At 62.5% G+C, this 16,222-nt stretch carries 13 protein-coding genes and 2 tRNA genes; 1 reads left to right on the top strand and 14 read right to left on the bottom strand.

Going from position 1 to position 16,222, the window contains the following annotated elements; genetic code table 11:
• Positions 1 to 59: 59 nt before the first annotated feature.
• The 5 genes from ACIP02_RS04730 to alaS all read right to left on the bottom strand — a co-directional run bounded on the left by ACIP02_RS04730 (position 60) and on the right by alaS (position 4,704).
• A tRNA-Arg gene (locus tag ACIP02_RS04730) sits at positions 60 to 136 on the bottom strand.
• A 106-nt stretch (positions 137 to 242) separates the two neighbouring features.
• Positions 243 to 333 (bottom strand) — tRNA-Ser (locus tag ACIP02_RS04725).
• A 72-nt stretch (positions 334 to 405) separates the two neighbouring features.
• Entirely contained in the window at positions 406 to 594 is a 189-nt protein-coding gene (gene csrA, locus ACIP02_RS04720; protein ID WP_003254503.1) for a carbon storage regulator CsrA, read from the bottom strand.
• A gap of 166 nt (positions 595 to 760) precedes the next feature.
• Positions 761 to 1,996, bottom strand: coding sequence for an aspartate kinase (locus tag ACIP02_RS04715; protein ID WP_284354041.1), 1,236 nt, complete (start codon positions 1,994 to 1,996; stop codon positions 761 to 763).
• An 83-nt stretch (positions 1,997 to 2,079) separates the two neighbouring features.
• Positions 2,080 to 4,704 carry an alanine--tRNA ligase gene (alaS, locus tag ACIP02_RS04710; protein ID WP_201204922.1) on the bottom strand — a complete coding sequence of 875 codons (2,625 nt, stop codon included), beginning with the start codon at positions 4,702 to 4,704 and terminating at the stop codon, positions 2,080 to 2,082.
• 305 nt (positions 4,705 to 5,009) lie between these two features.
• Between alaS and ACIP02_RS04705 the strand changes: the two genes are divergently transcribed.
• A complete protein-coding gene (locus tag ACIP02_RS04705; RefSeq protein ID WP_400613713.1) occupies positions 5,010 to 6,182 on the top strand; it encodes a M91 family zinc metallopeptidase in 1,173 nt (390 codons plus the stop codon).
• Positions 6,183 to 6,210: 28 nt separating this feature from the next.
• Here the strand turns inward: ACIP02_RS04705 and astE are convergent, their stop codons facing one another.
• The 9 genes from astE to ACIP02_RS04660 all read right to left on the bottom strand — a co-directional run bounded on the left by astE (position 6,211) and on the right by ACIP02_RS04660 (position 16,221).
• Positions 6,211 to 7,218: a succinylglutamate desuccinylase gene (astE, locus tag ACIP02_RS04700; RefSeq protein WP_400613711.1), complete on the bottom strand. Its 1,008-nt coding sequence runs from the start codon at positions 7,216 to 7,218 to the stop codon at positions 6,211 to 6,213.
• A gap of 10 nt (positions 7,219 to 7,228) precedes the next feature.
• Entirely contained in the window at positions 7,229 to 7,519 is a 291-nt protein-coding gene (locus ACIP02_RS04695) for a topoisomerase II (RefSeq protein ID WP_400613709.1), read from the bottom strand.
• Positions 7,520 to 7,532: 13 nt separating this feature from the next.
• Positions 7,533 to 8,882, bottom strand: a complete 1,350-nt coding sequence (gene astB, locus ACIP02_RS04690) for an N-succinylarginine dihydrolase (protein ID WP_400613707.1) — start codon at positions 8,880 to 8,882, stop codon at positions 7,533 to 7,535.
• Between the two features lie 23 nt (positions 8,883 to 8,905).
• On the bottom strand, positions 8,906 to 10,369 hold the full coding sequence (gene astD / locus ACIP02_RS04685) for a succinylglutamate-semialdehyde dehydrogenase (protein WP_400613705.1): 1,464 nt from the start codon (positions 10,367 to 10,369) through the stop codon (positions 8,906 to 8,908).
• Complete coding sequence (astA, locus tag ACIP02_RS04680; RefSeq protein ID WP_400613703.1) at positions 10,370 to 11,398, bottom strand: arginine N-succinyltransferase; 1,029 nt, start codon at positions 11,396 to 11,398, stop codon at positions 10,370 to 10,372.
• 78 nt (positions 11,399 to 11,476) lie between these two features.
• Positions 11,477 to 12,496: an arginine/ornithine succinyltransferase subunit alpha gene (gene aruF / locus ACIP02_RS04675; RefSeq protein WP_400613701.1), complete on the bottom strand. Its 1,020-nt coding sequence runs from the start codon at positions 12,494 to 12,496 to the stop codon at positions 11,477 to 11,479.
• Between the two features lie 135 nt (positions 12,497 to 12,631).
• A complete protein-coding gene (locus tag ACIP02_RS04670) occupies positions 12,632 to 13,852 on the bottom strand; it encodes an aspartate aminotransferase family protein (RefSeq protein WP_400613698.1) in 1,221 nt (406 codons plus the stop codon).
• Positions 13,853 to 14,376: 524 nt separating this feature from the next.
• Complete coding sequence (gene argR / locus ACIP02_RS04665) at positions 14,377 to 15,357, bottom strand: transcriptional regulator ArgR (protein WP_400613696.1); 981 nt, start codon at positions 15,355 to 15,357, stop codon at positions 14,377 to 14,379.
• 99 nt (positions 15,358 to 15,456) lie between these two features.
• Positions 15,457 to 16,221, bottom strand: coding sequence for an ABC transporter ATP-binding protein (locus ACIP02_RS04660; RefSeq protein WP_400613694.1), 765 nt, complete (start codon positions 16,219 to 16,221; stop codon positions 15,457 to 15,459).
• Between the last annotated feature and the right edge of the window lies 1 nt (position 16,222).

Below are 16,222 nucleotides of genomic sequence, written 5' to 3'. Positions count from 1 at the left end.
TATAGACCAGATACCGCTGGTTGATTGAAGCAGCCTTGCAAACAAAGCCACTTCAAAAGTGGCGGACTCAGCAGGATTCGAACCTGCGACCGCTCGGTTCGTAGCCGAGTACTCTATCCAGCTGAGCTATGAGTCCGTGTCTTGCCGCGCATTATAGGTCGCTGAAACATTTTTGCAAGAACGTTTTCGTTTAAAAACAACTACTTAGCGTTCTTACCGTTTACAGCGCCCTACGCAAATAATGGCGGTGAAGGGGGGATTCGAACCCCCGATACCCTTATGAGGTATACTCCCTTAGCAGGGGAGCGCCTTCGGCCACTCGGCCACCTCACCGCAACACGAGGCGAATATTAAAGAACCTCTTTCACCTTTGCAACCCTTTTTTTGAAAAAAACTTCAAAAAAATTAAAGGCTTGGCTCTTCATCCTTCTCCTTCTTGATCCGCAGGTAGATTTCCTCGCGGTGAACAGCCACTTCTTTCGGGGCGCTGACACCAATACGCACCTGGTTGCCTTTGACGCCGAGCACCGTCACGGTGATCTCGCCGTCTCCAATGATCAGGCTCTCGGCGCACCGACGAGTCAGAATCAACATAGCTTTCTCCTTACGCAAACATTCAGGGGTAACAGTCTTGGGTGTCAGGACCGGTCGTGGACGACGACCTGGCCCTGGTTACGCGCCACACAGGGCAGGACAGGGCCTGCGTGGCGAGCAGAAACGCGAAGGGCGCGGCATCAGCCGCGCCCTTCCAGGCAGCGCCTTACTCGCCCTGTCGGGCAGGAGCATCAAGCTCGAACGCGGTATGCAGCGCGCGCACGGCCAGCTCCAGGTACTTCTCTTCGATCACGACCGAAACCTTGATCTCGGAGGTGGAGATCATCTGGATGTTGATGCTCTCCTTGGCCAGGGCCTCGAACATGCGGCTGGCCACACCGGCGTGCGAGCGCATGCCGACGCCAACGATCGAGACCTTGGCGATCTTGGTGTCGCCGATCACTTCACGGGCACCGATTTCGCGGGCGGTGTTTTCCAGCACGCTCTGCGCCTTCTCGTACTCGTTGCGGTGCACGGTGAAGGTGAAGTCGGTGGTGTTATCGTGGGCAACGTTCTGCACGATCATGTCCACTTCGATGTTCGAAGCGCTGATCGGGCCGAGGATCTTGAAGGCCACGCCCGGGGTGTCCGGCACGCCGCGAATGGTCAGCTTGGCTTCATCACGGTTGAAGGCGATACCGGAAATGATCGGCTGTTCCATGGATTCCTCTTCATCAATGGTAATGAGGGTACCCGGACCCTCCTTGAAGCTGTGCAGCACGCGCAGCGGAACGTTGTACTTGCCGGCGAACTCCACCGAACGGATCTGCAGCACCTTCGACCCGAGGCTGGCCATTTCCAGCATCTCTTCGAAGGTGATCTTCTCCAGGCGCTGGGCCTGTGGCACAACGCGCGGGTCGGTGGTGTAGACGCCATCTACATCGGTGTAGATCTGGCACTCGTCAGCCTTCAGCGCCGCCGCCAGGGCCACGCCGGTGGTGTCGGAGCCACCGCGGCCCAGGGTGGTGATGCTGCCGTGCTCGTCGACGCCCTGGAAACCTGCAACCACCACCACACGGCCTTCCTTCAGGTCGGCACGAATCTTCTGGTCGTCGATTTGCAGGATGCGCGCTTTGTTGTGCGAGCTGTCGGTGAGAATGCGCACCTGGTTGCCGGTGTAGGACACCGCTGGCACACCACGCTTGATCAAGGCCATGGTCAGCAGGGCAATGGTGACCTGCTCACCGGTCGACACGATCACATCCAGTTCACGCGGAACCGGCTGATCGGTGATCTGCTTGGCCAGGTCGATCAGGCGATTGGTTTCACCGCTCATGGCCGACAGCACAACCACCAGGTCGTCGCCCGCTTCACGGTGTTTCTTGACCTTTTCGGCAACCTGCTCGATCCGCTCGATGGAACCGACAGAGGTGCCGCCAAATTTCTGTACGATCAACGCCATTTCAATGGTGCCTCAGCCCATACAGGGCCCCAAAAAACAATCCAACATGAGGGGCGAGCGACTAGACCGCCCGCCCCTTCATCTCAAAGTCCCTGCTCTGCGAATGGCACGGCCAGCGCCAGGGCCTGGTCCAGTGCAGCGACATCGACGCCACCACCCTGGGCCATGTCCGGACGGCCACCGCCCTTGCCACCCACTGCCGCAGCGGCTTGTTTCATCAGATCGCCAGCCTTGAGTTGGCTGGAGAGGTCCTTGGTCACGCCGGCCACCAGCACGACCTTGCCCTCATGCTCGCTGCCCAGCAGGATCACTGCGTGGCCGAGCTTGTTCTTCAGCTGATCGACCAGGGCCAGCAGGGCCTTGCCATCCTGCCCATCCAGGCGGGCGGCGAGGACCTTGGCACCTTTGACCTCAACGGCCGCGTTGGAGAGATCGTCTCCGGCGGCGCTGGCAGCCTTGGCCTGCAGCTGTTCCAGCTGCTTCTCCAGCTGGCGGTTGCGCTCGAGCACAGCCGACAGCTTGTCGATCAGGTTGTCACGGTTACCCTTGACCAGTTGCGCGGCTTCCTTGACCTGCTCTTCGGCAGCGTTCAGGTAGGCCAGCGCAGCGGCGCCGGTTACTGCTTCGATACGGCGCACGCCAGAGGCCACGCCGCCTTCGCTGATGATCTTGAACAGGCTGATGTCACCGGTGCGCTTGGCGTGGATACCGCCGCACAGCTCCACCGAGAAATCGCCGCCCATGCTCAGCACGCGCACGGTGTCGCCGTACTTCTCGCCAAACAGCGCCATGGCGCCTTTGGCCTTGGCAGTTTCGATGTCGGTCAGCTCGGTTTCAACGGCGGTGTTCTTGCGTACTTCGCGGTTGACGATGTCTTCCAGCTGCTTGATCTGCTCCGGCTTCACCGCTTCAAAGTGGCTGAAGTCGAAACGCAGGCGCTGGCTGTCGACCAGCGAGCCTTTCTGCTGTACGTGCTCGCCCAATACCTGGCGCAGCGCTTCGTGCAGGAGGTGGGTGGCTGAGTGGTTCAGCGAGGTGGCGTGCTGCACCTCGGCATCGACCTTGGCCTCGACCGGCGAACCGATCAGCAGCGCACCGCTGGCAACCACACCGTGGTGCAGGAAAGCGCCGCCGGTCTTGGTGGTGTCGCGCACGTCAAAGCGTGCCGCGCCAGCCTGCAGGAAACCGCTGTCACCCACCTGGCCACCGGATTCGGCGTAGAACGGCGTGCGGTCGAGCACGACCACGCCCTGCTCGCCTTCACCCAGCTGGTCGACGGCCTGGCCGTCCTTGTACAGGGCGATGATCTTGCCTTGGCCTTCAGTGGTGTCGTAACCGAGGAACTCGGTGGCACTGTCAACCTTGACCAGGCTGTTGTAGTCCATGCCGAAGGCGCTGGCCGAACGGGCACGCTCGCGCTGGGCGTCCATTTCACGTTCGAAGCCGGCTTCGTCGATGGTCAGCTCGCGCTCACGGGCGATGTCGGCAGTCAGGTCCATCGGGAAGCCGTAGGTGTCGTACAGCTTGAACACCACGTCGCCCGGTACCACGTTGCCTTGCAGCTGGGCCAGGTCTTGCTCGAGGATGCGCAGACCCTGCTCCAGGGTCTTGGCGAACTGCTCTTCTTCGGCCTTGAGCACGCGCTCGATGTGCGCTTGCTGGCTGTTCAGCTCCGGGAAGGCTTCGCCCATCTCGGCGACCAGGGCGGCCACGATCTGGTAGAAGAAGCTGCCCTTGGCACCCAACTTGTTGCCGTGGCGGCATGCGCGGCGAATGATGCGGCGCAGCACGTAGCCACGGCCTTCGTTGGACGGCAGCACGCCGTCGGCGATCAGGAAGCCGCACGAACGGATGTGGTCGGCGACCACTTTCAGCGAGGCCTGGCCATCATTGCTGCAGCCAATGGCCTTGGCTGCGGCAGCCAGCAGGTTCTGGAACAGGTCGATCTCGTAGTTCGAGTGCACGTGCTGCAGCACGGCGCTGACGCGTTCCAGGCCCATGCCGGTGTCTACCGATGGCGCTGGCAGCGGGTGCAGCACGCCGTCGGCGGTGCGGTTGAACTGCATGAAGACGTTGTTCCAGATCTCGATGTAGCGGTCGCCGTCTTCTTCTGGCGAGCCGGGTGGGCCGCCCCAGATGTCCGCGCCGTGGTCGTAGAAGATCTCGGTGCACGGGCCGCAAGGGCCGGTATCGCCCATGGTCCAGAAGTTGTCGGAGGCGTAAGGGGCGCCCTTGTTGTCGCCGATGCGCACCATGCGCTCGGCTGGCACGCCGACTTCCTTGGTCCAGATGTCGTAGGCTTCGTCGTCAGTGGCGTAGACGGTGACCCAGAGCTTTTCCTTGGGCAGGTTCAGCCACTTGTCGGAAGTCAGGAAGGTCCAGGCGAAGGTAATAGCGTCGCGCTTGAAATAGTCGCCGAAGCTGAAGTTACCCAGCATTTCGAAGAAGGTATGGTGCCGCGCGGTGTAGCCGACGTTTTCCAGGTCGTTGTGCTTGCCACCGGCGCGCACGCACTTCTGGCTGCTGACCGCACGGGTGTAGGCACGCTTCTCCGCGCCGAGGAAGCAGTCCTTGAACTGGTTCATGCCTGCGTTGGTGAACAGCAGGGTCGGGTCGTTGTTCGGAATCAGCGAACTGGAGGCGACTCGGGTATGTCCCTGCTCTTCGAAGAAGCGAAGGAAGGCTTCACGGATTTCTGCGCTTTTCATAGGTTCTTCCACGGAAACGGCGGCCGTTTGGGCTAATACGTCGAATCGACGAAACGACGGCAAAGGGCGCCATTATAGCCAGCCTGCACGGGAGATACAGTGTGTTTATCGGCCCTAAAGGGCCAATCGGCATTAAATCGTCGACTTCAATATCAAAATGCAGGCTATCCCGTCCAGCGCCTGGTCACAACGCCCCGGCCTCGCGCCCTGCGCACCTACATAAGTACCACTCCCCGCCTGCTCTGTCCCTTAGCCTTGGCCGCTGCGGTACCTACCGCCACCATTCACTGCAAGCGAGGCCCCTCATGCACCCCAATCCCGTCTATTTCATTTCTGGTAGGAGCAGCGGTTTTCAACAGTGGGCAGACACGTCCGTCGATGGCAGAGCCGTTCATCGATTCTACGAATACCGGGATGACAAAGTGGACGTCCTGCTGGAACAGCTATGGTTCGAGCAAGGCCAGATCCCCGGCAGGCACCACATGGTGATAGACAGCCATGCCCCGGCTGTCGATATCGATATTTCTGCCTACGACTGCCACCTGATGGCCAAGGTCGGCAACAACACGTTCATCCTGGCCCCTACGCCCAGGCAAACCCTCATCATCAGAACGGCGAAGGGTGAAGCCAACGTTCGCGTAGCACAGGAGGTGAAAACGCCTATCATCATTCAGGCCGCAGATGGCACCGTGCGCATCACCACCGGCGGCGGCATCACCGAGGTGTTCACCGGCACTGGCGATGCGCAGATCAACGTGAGCCAAGGGTTGACGTTTATCAAGAGCGCTTCGGCCAACAGCCAGATCAACGGCCATATCCTGGTCGACGACCCACATTATTCGGTGGTGTATGCCCGGAACCAGGCGGGGGACGCTCGCTTCGCACAGCCACTGCCCGCCCCCCTCGGCACGCTCGCCAGCAGCACGTTCGACATACAAGGCAGCGCCACCTTTAAACAGGCTGTGCTCAATCACCTGGTTTTCCTGCGCCACACGCAGTGCGGCCAGCAACTCCTGGCCGAGCTGGCAAAACGGTCATGGATAAGGGTTATCGAAACACAAAAAGCCAGCCATTTTGATGCCTACATTTCTGACCCGACTGAAAGCGACCATCACCTGCGGCGCAACAGCCACTTGGAGTGGTCGGCGGGCTGGCCTGCCGAGGGCGGCGACCTGGCATTCAACCTCACGCGCTCGGACAGCGACAATTTGCCGCTGTTCGACCTTTACCGCTGCTTGTGCGAGGCGTACAACGCCTTCAACGGCACGACGATACCGGGTGACACCCTGGTCAGGACTATCGATCGCCGGCAGATCAAGGTCAGTCATGCACACCTGCAGGCGATCGGCTTGCCGAGCGGCATTCTGTACGACTTCGACAATGATCCCGACACCGCACCGACCGACAGCAACCCACCGCCATTCAACGAAAATACACTGCGCAGGGAGCTAGGCGTGCCCGTGCGCACCCACTACTGAGCGCGCAGGAAAACCCGGACCGCCTCAATTAGCCCAGTCGCTGCCCCGAGTCCGGCACGACCAGGATACCGGCGCGCAAGCCGTTCCTGACCTTGGGGTTGGGGAAGATGATACGCGCGCCCTCCTCCTCTACCACCCAGCGCATTTCGGCCAGGTCTTCGGCCAGCAGGTAGCCCTTGCTCAGCTCGGAGAAGTTCTCGATGTCCGCCGGTAAGTGCAGGTGGAAACTGTCGCTGTGCTTGATGATCTCGCGGGAGACACTGAACAGCTGCAGCCCGTCCAGCGACCCTTGGTCTTCTGGCTCGGTATCTTCGATGATGCGGATCAACCGTTCTTCGAGCTTGTCCAGGTTGACCTGCTCGTTCTGGCCGAACGGGCGGGCCTTGCCCAGTTCCAGGGTGAAGGCTTCTGCTTCCAGCTGTTCGTAGGTAAAGGCACTGAAGGTGATCGACGACTTGCTCTGTAGCAACACCGCCTCCATGCCCGCTGCCGCCAGCCGCGCCAGCTCGCGACGGGAATGTTTGCGCCCTTCTTTATAAGGGTACAGCGCAAATTGCTCGATCTTGGAACCCCGGATGGCCGTATGCAGGTCGTAATGCAGGCGGCTGCGCCCCGGCTTGCTGAAGAACACCCGGGCAAACTGTTCCAGTTCGGCAGCACGCAATGCCTCGAAGCCGCTGGACAGCTCGTGGCGGCCGTTGAACAGGCGGTTGATGTCCTGCTCGATAAAGCGCTCGCCCTTGCGAATAGCAGCCGGGTTGCCGAACAGGAACAGCAGCCGCGCCTTCGGCCTGATCGTGCCGTTGGCCACGCCGTGCAGCAGCCGTTCCAGCAATTCGATCGGTGCCGTTTCGTTGCCGTGAATGCCAGCAGACAACAGCAGGTCCAGCCCGCAGTCCTCGCTCTCGGCCGGGCGCACCTCAAGCGCGCCCTCCCCCAGCCAGCGCAAACGCGCGCCCTTGGGTGTCACTTGGGTCTTCTCGGCCGGTTCGTGATCGGTGAGGGTCAGCTCAAGCAATTTGCCAAGGGCAAGCATAGGAACTTCCTTAGTGTGTGTGGCCGCAGTCGGGGCCATGGACGTGATCGTCGTCTTCGCCAACTTCAGCCGGTTCCATTTCCAGCTGCAGGCTGACCAGGTTGGTGGCCATCGGGCGCAGCAGCAGGTTGGCGTATTCGGTGTCGTTTTCGTCGACATCCACACCGATCAGCAGCTGGCCACGGCCGTCCTGCTGAATCCACACTTCCTTGCCTTGCCACACCACGGCGAAACGGGTGCAGGAGATTTCCAGCTGGGTGCCGTCTTCATCTTCAAGGATCAGGCGCAGGGCGTCGGTCATTACAATTCTCTCTTCAAGGTTGGCGTTGGAACGGGTACACCGAGCCCAACTTCAGGATCTGGGTCAATTCGTCCAGTGCCGTACGGCACTCAACCAGCAACTGCGGGTCGGCCAGGTCCGCCTCGACGAGGCGGTCGCGGTAGTGCTTGTCGACCCACTGCAGCAAGGTGTCGTACAGCGGGGCGGTCATGATAACGCCTTGGTTGACCGCCGCCAGTTCGGTTTCCTTCAAAGCCACGCGCAAACGCAGGCAAGCCGGGCCACCGCCGTTCTGCATGCTCTGCTTGAGGTCGAATACCTTGACCTCCTTCACTGCGCCACCCTGGCGGGTCAGCTGGCCCAGGTAAGCCCAGACCCGCTCGTTGTTGCGGCATTCTTCCGGCACCACCAGCAGCATGGAACCGTCTTCGCGGCTGAGCAGCTGGCTGTTGAACAGGTAGGAACGCACTGCGTCCTCCACCGCCACCTCTGCCCGTGGTACGCAGATGGCCTGGAAGTTGCCACCCTTGCTGGCCAGTTTAGCTCGCAGCTGGCCAAGTACTGTGTCGGTGTCGAGGAACGCGTCCTCGTGGTAGAACAGCACTTCGCCGTTGCCCACCGCAATCACGTCATTGTGGAACACACCTTGGTCAATCACTGCCGGGTTCTGTTGAGCGTAGACCACACCGTCATCGCTCAGCCCGTGCAGCCGGGCCACCGCCTGCGAGGCCTCCAGGGTTTGCCGGGCCGGGTATTTCTGTGGCGCCGGGTAACGGCTGTCGAAAGCACTGCGGCCATAGACGAAGAACTCCACGCCCGCGTCGCCATAGTCACGGCAGAAGCGCGTATGGTTGGCCGCGCCCTCGTCACCGAACTGTGCCACGGCCGGCAGCGCCGCGTGGTGGGCAAAGTGTTTCTCGTTGTGGAACATGGCGCCCAGCACGCGGCTGGTGGTCGGGTGTTCGATGCTGCGATGGTACTTGCAGTTGAGGTTGGCGGCGGTGAAGTGCACGCGGCCATCGGCAGTGTCGGCACTGGGGCTGACCGTGGCAGCGTTGGCCACCCACATGCTAGACGCCGAGCAGCTGGCTACCAGCAGCGGCATGGCCTCCTTGGCGGCGCGCTGGATGACTTCGGCGTCGCTGCCACTGAAGCCCAGGCGGCGCAGCGCGGCCACATCCGGGCGCTCCTGCGGCGCCAGCACGCCCTGCTTGAAGCCCATGTCGGCCAGCGCCTTCATCTTCGCCAGGCCCTGGCGCGCGGCTTCGCGCGGGTTGGACCCCTGCTGGCTGTTGCTTTGCGAAGCCACGTTGCCGTAGGACAGGCCGCCGTAATTGTGGGTAGGCCCCACCAGGCCATCAAAATTCACTTCAAAGGATTTCATCGGCTAGGCTCCGTGACCTGTTGTTATAGGGTGACGCCCGGCGTCAGGGTCGCCGGCAAGGCAAGGCTGGCGGTTTCCAGCGAAGCCACGGGGTAAGCGCAGTAGTCGGCCGCATAATAGGCACTGGCGCGGTGGTTGCCGCTGGCACCCACGCCGCCGAACGGCGCACTGCTGGCGGCACCGGTCAGCTGTTTGTTCCAATTGACGATGCCGGCGCGGCTGCGCAGCCAGAAGTACTGGTAGCGGGCGCGCGAGTCGGACAACAAACCTGCAGCCAGGCCGTACTGGGTGTTGTTGGCTTCATCGATGGCAGCATCGAAGTCGGCGTAGCGGATCACCTGCAGCAGCGGGCCGAAGAACTCCTCATCCGGGCGCCCAGCCACCGCGGTGACATCAACAATACCCGGGGTCAGCAGCGCGGCATCGGCCTGCGGCTGGGTCATTTCCAGCAACTTTACGCCACCGTTGGCGGCCAGCTCGGCCTGGGCCGCAATCAGCGCCCGCGCCGCCTGCAGCGAAATTACCGAGCCCATGAACGGCGCCGGCTGTTCATCGAACGCCCCCACCGTGATGGTTTTACAGACCTCGACCAGGCGCGCGATCAGCGCATCCCCCCAGGCACCTTGCGGTACCAGCAGGCGCCGTGCGCAGGTGCAGCGCTGGCCAGCGGAAATGAAGGCCGACTGGATAATGGTGTACACCGCTGCATCGATGTCCTTGACCTCGTCCACCACCAGCGGGTTGTTGCCACCCATTTCCAGGGCCAGGATCTTGTCCGGGCGGCCGGCGAATTGTTGGTGTAGCAGGTTGCCGGTGCGGCTGGAGCCGGTGAAGAACAGGCCGTCGATACCCGGGTTGGCAGCCAGCGCCACGCCGGTTTCGCGCGCGCCCTGCACCAGGTTCAGCACACCCGCCGGCAGGCCGGCGGCGTTCCAGCAGTTGACGGTCAGCTCGGCGACCTTGGGTGTCAGCTCGCTGGGCTTGAACACCACGCAGTTGCCCGCCAGCAGTGCCGGCACAATATGTCCGTTAGGCAAGTGGCCGGGGAAGTTATAGGGGCCGAACACCGCCACCACGCCATGCGGCTTGTGCCGCAGCACTGCCGTGGCATCGGCCAGCGGGCCGCTCTTTTCACCGGTGCGCTCACGGTAGCTTTGCACCGAGATCGCCACCTTGTTGATCATGCTGGTGACTTCGGTCGCCGATTCCCACAGCGGCTTGCCGGTTTCCTCACCAATGCACTGGGCCATGGCTTCGGCATGCGCTTTCAACTGCGCAGCAAATTTTTCCAGCACATCGATACGCGCTTCCAGGCTCAGTTGCGCCCAGGCCGGGAATGCCTGGCGGGCTGCTTTTACGGCAGCGTCAACCTGGCTGGCGTCGGCACCCTGCCCTTGCCAGATCACGGCCTGGGTCACCGGGTTCAGCGACTGCAGGGTTTCGCCCTGGCCAGCCTGCCAATTGCCTGCAATGTAATGCGTGGTCATTTACTGGGCCTCCCGGCTAGCCGACAGCGGCACGGCGCGCACGTTGTCGCCAGCGCCCATGCGCAGGCGCTTGGCGGTCAGCGGGTCGACCACCAGGGTGCCGGCGGCCAGCCGCGCAGGTGCCGCGGTGATGCGGCAGTCGTCGCGCTTGCGGTTGTGGATGATGTAGGGGGTGGCGTCATCGCCCGGCGTACCGATCGCCAGCACCAGGGTCTGGCTTTCGCGCACGGCACGGATCTTGGCGGTGTCGCATTCGATGGCGGGGCCTGCGTCGAAAATGTCGACGTAGCCCTGGTAGTTGAAGCCTTCCTGCTTAAGCATGGCCAGCGCCGGCTCGGTGTCCTTGTGCACGCGGCCAATCACGCTGCGCGCCGCCTCGGACAGGAAGCAGGTGTACAGCGGGAACTTGGGCATCAGTTCGGCGATGAACGACTTGTTGCCTACGCCGGTAAGGTAATCGGCCTGGCTGAACTCCATCTTGAAGAAGTGCCGGCCCAGGCTTTCCCAGAACGGCGAGCGGCCTTGCTCGTCAGACATGCCACGCATTTCGGCGATGATCTTCTTGCCGAACAGTTCAGGGAACTCGGCGATAAACAGCATGCGCGCTCGCGACAACAGGCGGCCATTCAGGCCGGAGCGGTAGTCGCTGCGCAGGAACAGCGAGCACAGCTCGGAGTTGCCCGTCAGGTCGTTGGCCAGGAACAGCGTAGGGATTTCGCGGTAGATCTTCAGCTCCTGCGAGGCACTGACCGTCAGACCGACCCGGTAGTTATACCAGGGCTCACGCAGGCCGACGGCACCGGCAATGGCACTGATGCCCACCACCATGCCCTCGTCGTTTTCCAGCACGAACAGGTAGTCGGTGTCGCCACGCTCGGCTTCGCCACGGAAGCTTTTTTCCGCCCAGCCAACGCGATGCCCCAGGCGCTCTTCGTTGGCCGGCAGCGTGGTCAGCCCAGTGGTGCCGGTGCTGCGTGCCAATTCGATCAACGCAGGCAAATCGCTGCTGCGTACAGGACGAACGATCATGCTATCTCCTTGTGCGGCGGCATCGGCCGGCGCGAAACTCTGCTAACGCATCAATCCCGAAACGTCTGTTGCCAGACCTCAGACCGCCACCAGGCGCACGCTGGCACCCTCGCCCACGCCCAGCGCGTCGGCTGCTGCCACGCTCAGGCTGACCGGCTTGCCAGGCACCCAGTCGAGGTCCAGCAGCACTGCGCGGTAGTCCTGCAGCTGGCCGTTGCACACCAGGTACGGGCGCCCGCCCTTGGCCGGCGCCTCTTCGATTTTTACCGGCACTACCCGGCTCTGGGAGATCGAGCGGATGCCCGAGGTGCGCGCATGCAGGGTCGGGCCGCCGTCGAAGATGTCGATGTAGTGCTCGGTCTCGAAGCCTTCGCGCATGAGGATGTCGAAGGTGATCTGCGCCCGCGGATGCACTTGGCCCATGGCTTCCTGCGCCAGGTCAGGCAGCAGTGGCACGTAGATCGGGTAGTGCGGCATCAGCTCGGCGAGGAAGGTACGGCTCTTCAGGCCGCACAGGCGCTCGGCATGGGCGTAATTGAGGTCGAAGAAATTGCGGCCGATGGCGTCCCAGAACGGCGATTCGCCCTGCTCGTCGCTGTAACCGACGATCTCGGTCACCACCGAGTCGGCGAAGCGCTCCGGGTGCGCAGCCATGAACAGCAGGCGGCCGCGCGAATTGAGCTCGGCCCAGCCACTGTTTACCAGCTCTGGCAACACATAGAAGCTGGTCAGCAGGCTATTGCCGGTCAAGTCGTGACACAGCGACAGCACGTGGATCTTGTTGTGGATCTTCAGCTCGCGCGAGGCGTGCACAAAGGTCTCGTTACGAAAGCTGTAGAACGGCTCGGAGTAACCCGCCGAAGCGACGATGGCCGAGCAGCCGACGAGCTTTCCGGTTTCGCTGTCTTCGAGCACGAAGAAGTAGCTTTCTTCACCGTTGAAGCTGACCTCGGCGGCGAAGGAGGTCTCGGAGGCGGCAATCTTGTCGCCCAGGCGAGCCGTGTCGTCCGGCAGCGAGGTGACACCAATGGGGCTGTCTGCAGCCATGCGCTGCACTTCGTTCAGATCAGCCATTTGCGCGGGGCGCATCACCAGCATGGTGTCACTCCTTTGGAATACGGGCCGCTCATGGCGGCACGGAAAAACGGCAGGCGCATATGCACCTGCTGTGGAATCGGGTATCGCCGGCCTGGTACAGCCTTGGCTGGGGCCGGCGAAGGGACTGCAGGCGGATCAGCCTTGGGTCAGGGTGGCCACGGCGCGCTCGAAGCGGTCCAGGCCTGCATCGATATCGGCGTCTTCAACTACCAGGCTTGGCGCAAAGCGAACCACATCCGGGCCGGCCTGCAGCACCATCACGCCTTCTTTCTCGGCGGCGTTGAGTACGTCCTTGGCCTTGCCCTGCCAGGCTTCGGTCAGCACGCAACCCAGCAGCAGGCCAACACCACGTACCTGACTGAACAGGTTGTACTTCTGGCCGATTTGCTCCAGGCGGGTTTTGAAACGCGCATGCTTGGCCTTGATGCCAGCCAGGGTTTCCGGTGTGTTGACCACATCCAGCACGGCGCAGGCAACGGCGCAGCCCAGCGGGTTGCCACCGTAGGTGGTGCCGTGGGTGCCAACGGCCAGGTGCTTGGCCAGCTCGCTGGTGGTCAGCATGGCGCCGATCGGGAAACCGCCGCCCAGGCTCTTGGCGCTGGTCAGGATGTCCGGGGTCACGCCATAGTGCTGGTAGGCGTACAGCGAACCGGTACGGCCCACGCCCGTCTGCACTTCGTCGAAGATCAGCAGGGCGTTGTGCTCGTCACACAGCTTGCGCGCGCCTTCCAGGTAGGCCTTGTCGGCCGGCACCACGCCGCTCTCGCCCTGGATCGGCTCGATCACCACGGCGCAGGTCTTATCGGAAATCTGTGCTTTCAACGCTTCCAGGTCGTTGTAGGGCACGTGGCTGATACCGGTGATCTTCGGGCCGAAGCCGTCGGAATACTTCGGCTGGCCGCCGACGCTGACGGTAAACAGGGTACGGCCGTGGAAGCTGTTCACGGTGGCGATGATTTCGTGCTTTTCCGGGCCGAAGCGGTCATGGGCAACCCGACGGGCCAGTTTGAAGGCAGCTTCGTTGGACTCGGCCCCGGAGTTGCAGAAGAACGCACGGTCGGCGAAGGTGGCGTCCACCAGCTTGTGCGCCAGGCGCAGGGCCGGCTCGTTGGTGAACACGTTGGAGACGTGCCAGAGGGTGTTGGCCTGCTCGGTCAGGGCCTTGACCAGCGCCGGGTGGCAATGGCCCAGGGCGTTGACCGCGATACCGCCGGCAAAGTCGATCAGCTCGCGACCGGACTGGTCCCAGACGCGGGAACCCTCGCCTCGCACAGGAATGAAGGCCGCCGGAGAATAGTTGGGGACCATGACCTGGTCGAAATCGGCACGTTGCACCGGGGCTTGCTCAACGGACATCTGAGTCTCCTGAAGAGGAACGCTGGCCTGGAAGTGGCGAGCGATGGGGGGATTGTAAGGACTGATCCGCGCCTGTCCTTGCGGCCAAGCGACAACTTGTTACAGCGCAAAACCCAGTTTTGACAAGGCTTTCGGCAATGCGACAAACACTGTCGCAATCGCGCAGTGTACGGGAATGTTCGCCGGTATTCTTGTGGTGCCTGACAGATCGAGCGCCGCCCGCGCGGCGCTTCGCGGGGCAAGCCCGCTCCCACATTTGTTTCGGGCCAGTTCCTCCTGCTTCCACCGGCGCGCGCACCCATGGCGCATGGCTGGAGATTGATGAAGAGCAGCGGCGCCCCCTCCGATATCGAAGGGGACAAACAAGGCGGACAAAGGTGACTACACAGGATGGACTGGCCCGAAACAAATGTGGGAGCGGGCTTGCCCCGCGAAGCGCCGCGCGGGCGGCGCTCGATATCCGCCCCACCATCACCCTCAAGGCATACACCCTCAAGGCATACACCCCGACCCCAACCGAAATGTCAGCCCTTTTCAGCAGGCGCCGAACTCAGCTCGAACGGGCTGCTACTACGCCGCTGGTTGCGGTCTTCCCGCGGCGTCGCGCCAAAGAAGTTGCGGTACGCACTGGAAAAATGCGGCCCCGAGGAAAAACCACAGGACAGCCCGATCTGGATGATCGATTTGCTGGTCTGCATCAGCATCTGCCGCGCCTTGTTCAGCCGCAGCTCCAGGTAATACTGGCTCGGTACGCGGTTCAGGTACTGCTTGAAGATGCGCTCCAGCTGCCGGCGCGACACGCACACATGCTGGGCGATTTCGTCGGTGGTCAGCGGCTCTTCGATGTTGGCTTCCATCAACAACACCGCCTGGGTCAGCTTGGGATGGCTGGAGCCCAGGCGATTCTGCAGCGGAATGCGCTGGCGCTCGCCACCCTCACGGATGCGCTCGACCACCAGCTCTTCCGACACCGCCCCTGCCAGCTCCGCGCCATGGTCACGGGCCAGCACTGCCAGCAGCAGGTCGGTCACAGCCATGCCTCCGCAGGCGGTCAGGCGGTCGCGGTCCCAGTCGAACAGGTGACTGGTAGCGATGACCTTGGGGAAGCGTTCGGCAAAATCATCCTGCCAGCGCCAGTGCACCGCCGCCCGGTAACCCTCGAGCAGGCCCAGCATGGCCAACGGATACACCCCGGCAGACAGGCCACCGATCATGCAGCCACTGCGGGCCAGTTGCTTGAGTGCCGTCGACAAGGCAGCACCCAACGCCGCAGGCGGCTCGTCAGCCAGCAGGAACAGCTTGTGGCAACCGTCCAGGCGGCCGTTCCACGGCTCGCCCGGCAAGCGCCAGGCACCTTCTGGCGCTGGCTCGGCCTGCAGGAAGGCCAGTTCGTAGACCACATCCGGGTGCACCCGCTGCGCCACCTGCAACACTTCCTCGGCCAGCGCCAGGGTCAAAGCCCTGGTGCTGGGCCAAATGAGAAAACCGATTCGCTGGGTGGTCATAGGGTACGGGTCCGAAACCTGATGTCGTTCGAGTCTGTGCGCCGGGTCAGGCTGCGCTCGCCGCGCAGCATGCCCTATTCTGGTGCAAAAATGCAGCTTTTACTTCAGGCTGCCGGAGAGGAACTGCTTCAGGCGCTCCGACTGCGGGTTGGCCAGCACTTCACGGGGGCAGCCGGTTTCTTCCACCAGGCCTTTGTGCAGGAACACCAGTTGGCTGGACACCTCACGGGCAAAACCCATTTCGTGGGTGACCACCACCATGGTCCGGCCTTCCTGGGCCAGCGCCTGCATCACCTTCAGCACGTCGCCGACCAGCTCCGGGTCGAGCGCCGAGGTCGGCTCGTCGAACAGCATAACCTCCGGCTCCATGGCCAGCGCACGGGCAATTGCCACACGTTGTTGCTCACCACCGGACATGTGCCCCGGGAAGGCGTCCTTGCGGTGGGCGACACCGACCTTGGCCAGGTAATGCTCGGCCTTTTCCAAGGCTTCCTTCTTGTTTACGCCCAGCACGTGCACCGGCGCTTCGATGATGTTTTCCAGCGCGGTCATGTGTGACCACAAATTGAAGTGCTGGAACACCATCGACAGGCGCGAGCGCATGCGCTGCAATTGGCGCGGGTCGGCAGCCTTCAGCGCGCCGTCCTTGCCGGCGACCAGCTTCAGCTCTTCGTTGTTGAGCAGGATCTTGCCGGCGTGCGGCTGCTCCAGCAGGTTGATGCAGCGCAGGAAGGTCGACTTGCCCGAACCGCTGGAGCCGATGATGCTGATGACGTCGCCGGCCTTGGCCGCCAGCGACACACCCTTGAGCACCTCATGGCTGCCGTAGCGCTTGTGCAGGTCTTGGACTTCGAGTTTGTACATG

This window comes from Pseudomonas sp. NPDC089408 (assembly GCF_044749445.1).
Lineage (GTDB): Bacteria > Pseudomonadota > Gammaproteobacteria > Pseudomonadales > Pseudomonadaceae > Aquipseudomonas.
Note: the sequence above shows the minus strand (reverse complement) of the source record. Positions and strands in the feature narration are given on the sequence as shown.

Coding starts and splice junctions, on each gene's coding strand:
- astD (WP_400613705.1), bottom strand. CDS start 10,369: ATGACCACGCATTACATTGCAGGCAATTGGCAGGCTGGCCAGGGCGAA.
- csrA (WP_003254503.1), bottom strand. CDS start 594: ATGTTGATTCTGACTCGTCGGTGCGCCGAGAGCCTGATCATTGGAGAC.
- ACIP02_RS04695 (WP_400613709.1), bottom strand. CDS start 7,519: ATGACCGACGCCCTGCGCCTGATCCTTGAAGATGAAGACGGCACCCAG.
- alaS (WP_201204922.1), bottom strand. CDS start 4,704: ATGAAAAGCGCAGAAATCCGTGAAGCCTTCCTTCGCTTCTTCGAAGAG.
- ACIP02_RS04715 (WP_284354041.1), bottom strand. CDS start 1,996: ATGGCGTTGATCGTACAGAAATTTGGCGGCACCTCTGTCGGTTCCATC.
- argR (WP_400613696.1), bottom strand. CDS start 15,357: ATGACCACCCAGCGAATCGGTTTTCTCATTTGGCCCAGCACCAGGGCT.
- astA (WP_400613703.1), bottom strand. CDS start 11,398: ATGATCGTTCGTCCTGTACGCAGCAGCGATTTGCCTGCGTTGATCGAA.
- astB (WP_400613707.1), bottom strand. CDS start 8,882: ATGAAATCCTTTGAAGTGAATTTTGATGGCCTGGTGGGGCCTACCCAC.
- ACIP02_RS04705 (WP_400613713.1), top strand. CDS start 5,010: ATGCACCCCAATCCCGTCTATTTCATTTCTGGTAGGAGCAGCGGTTTT.
- ACIP02_RS04670 (WP_400613698.1), bottom strand. CDS start 13,852: ATGTCCGTTGAGCAAGCCCCGGTGCAACGTGCCGATTTCGACCAGGTC.
- aruF (WP_400613701.1), bottom strand. CDS start 12,496: ATGCTGGTGATGCGCCCCGCGCAAATGGCTGATCTGAACGAAGTGCAG.
- astE (WP_400613711.1), bottom strand. CDS start 7,218: ATGCTTGCCCTTGGCAAATTGCTTGAGCTGACCCTCACCGATCACGAA.
- ACIP02_RS04660 (WP_400613694.1), bottom strand. CDS start 16,221: ATGTACAAACTCGAAGTCCAAGACCTGCACAAGCGCTACGGCAGCCAT.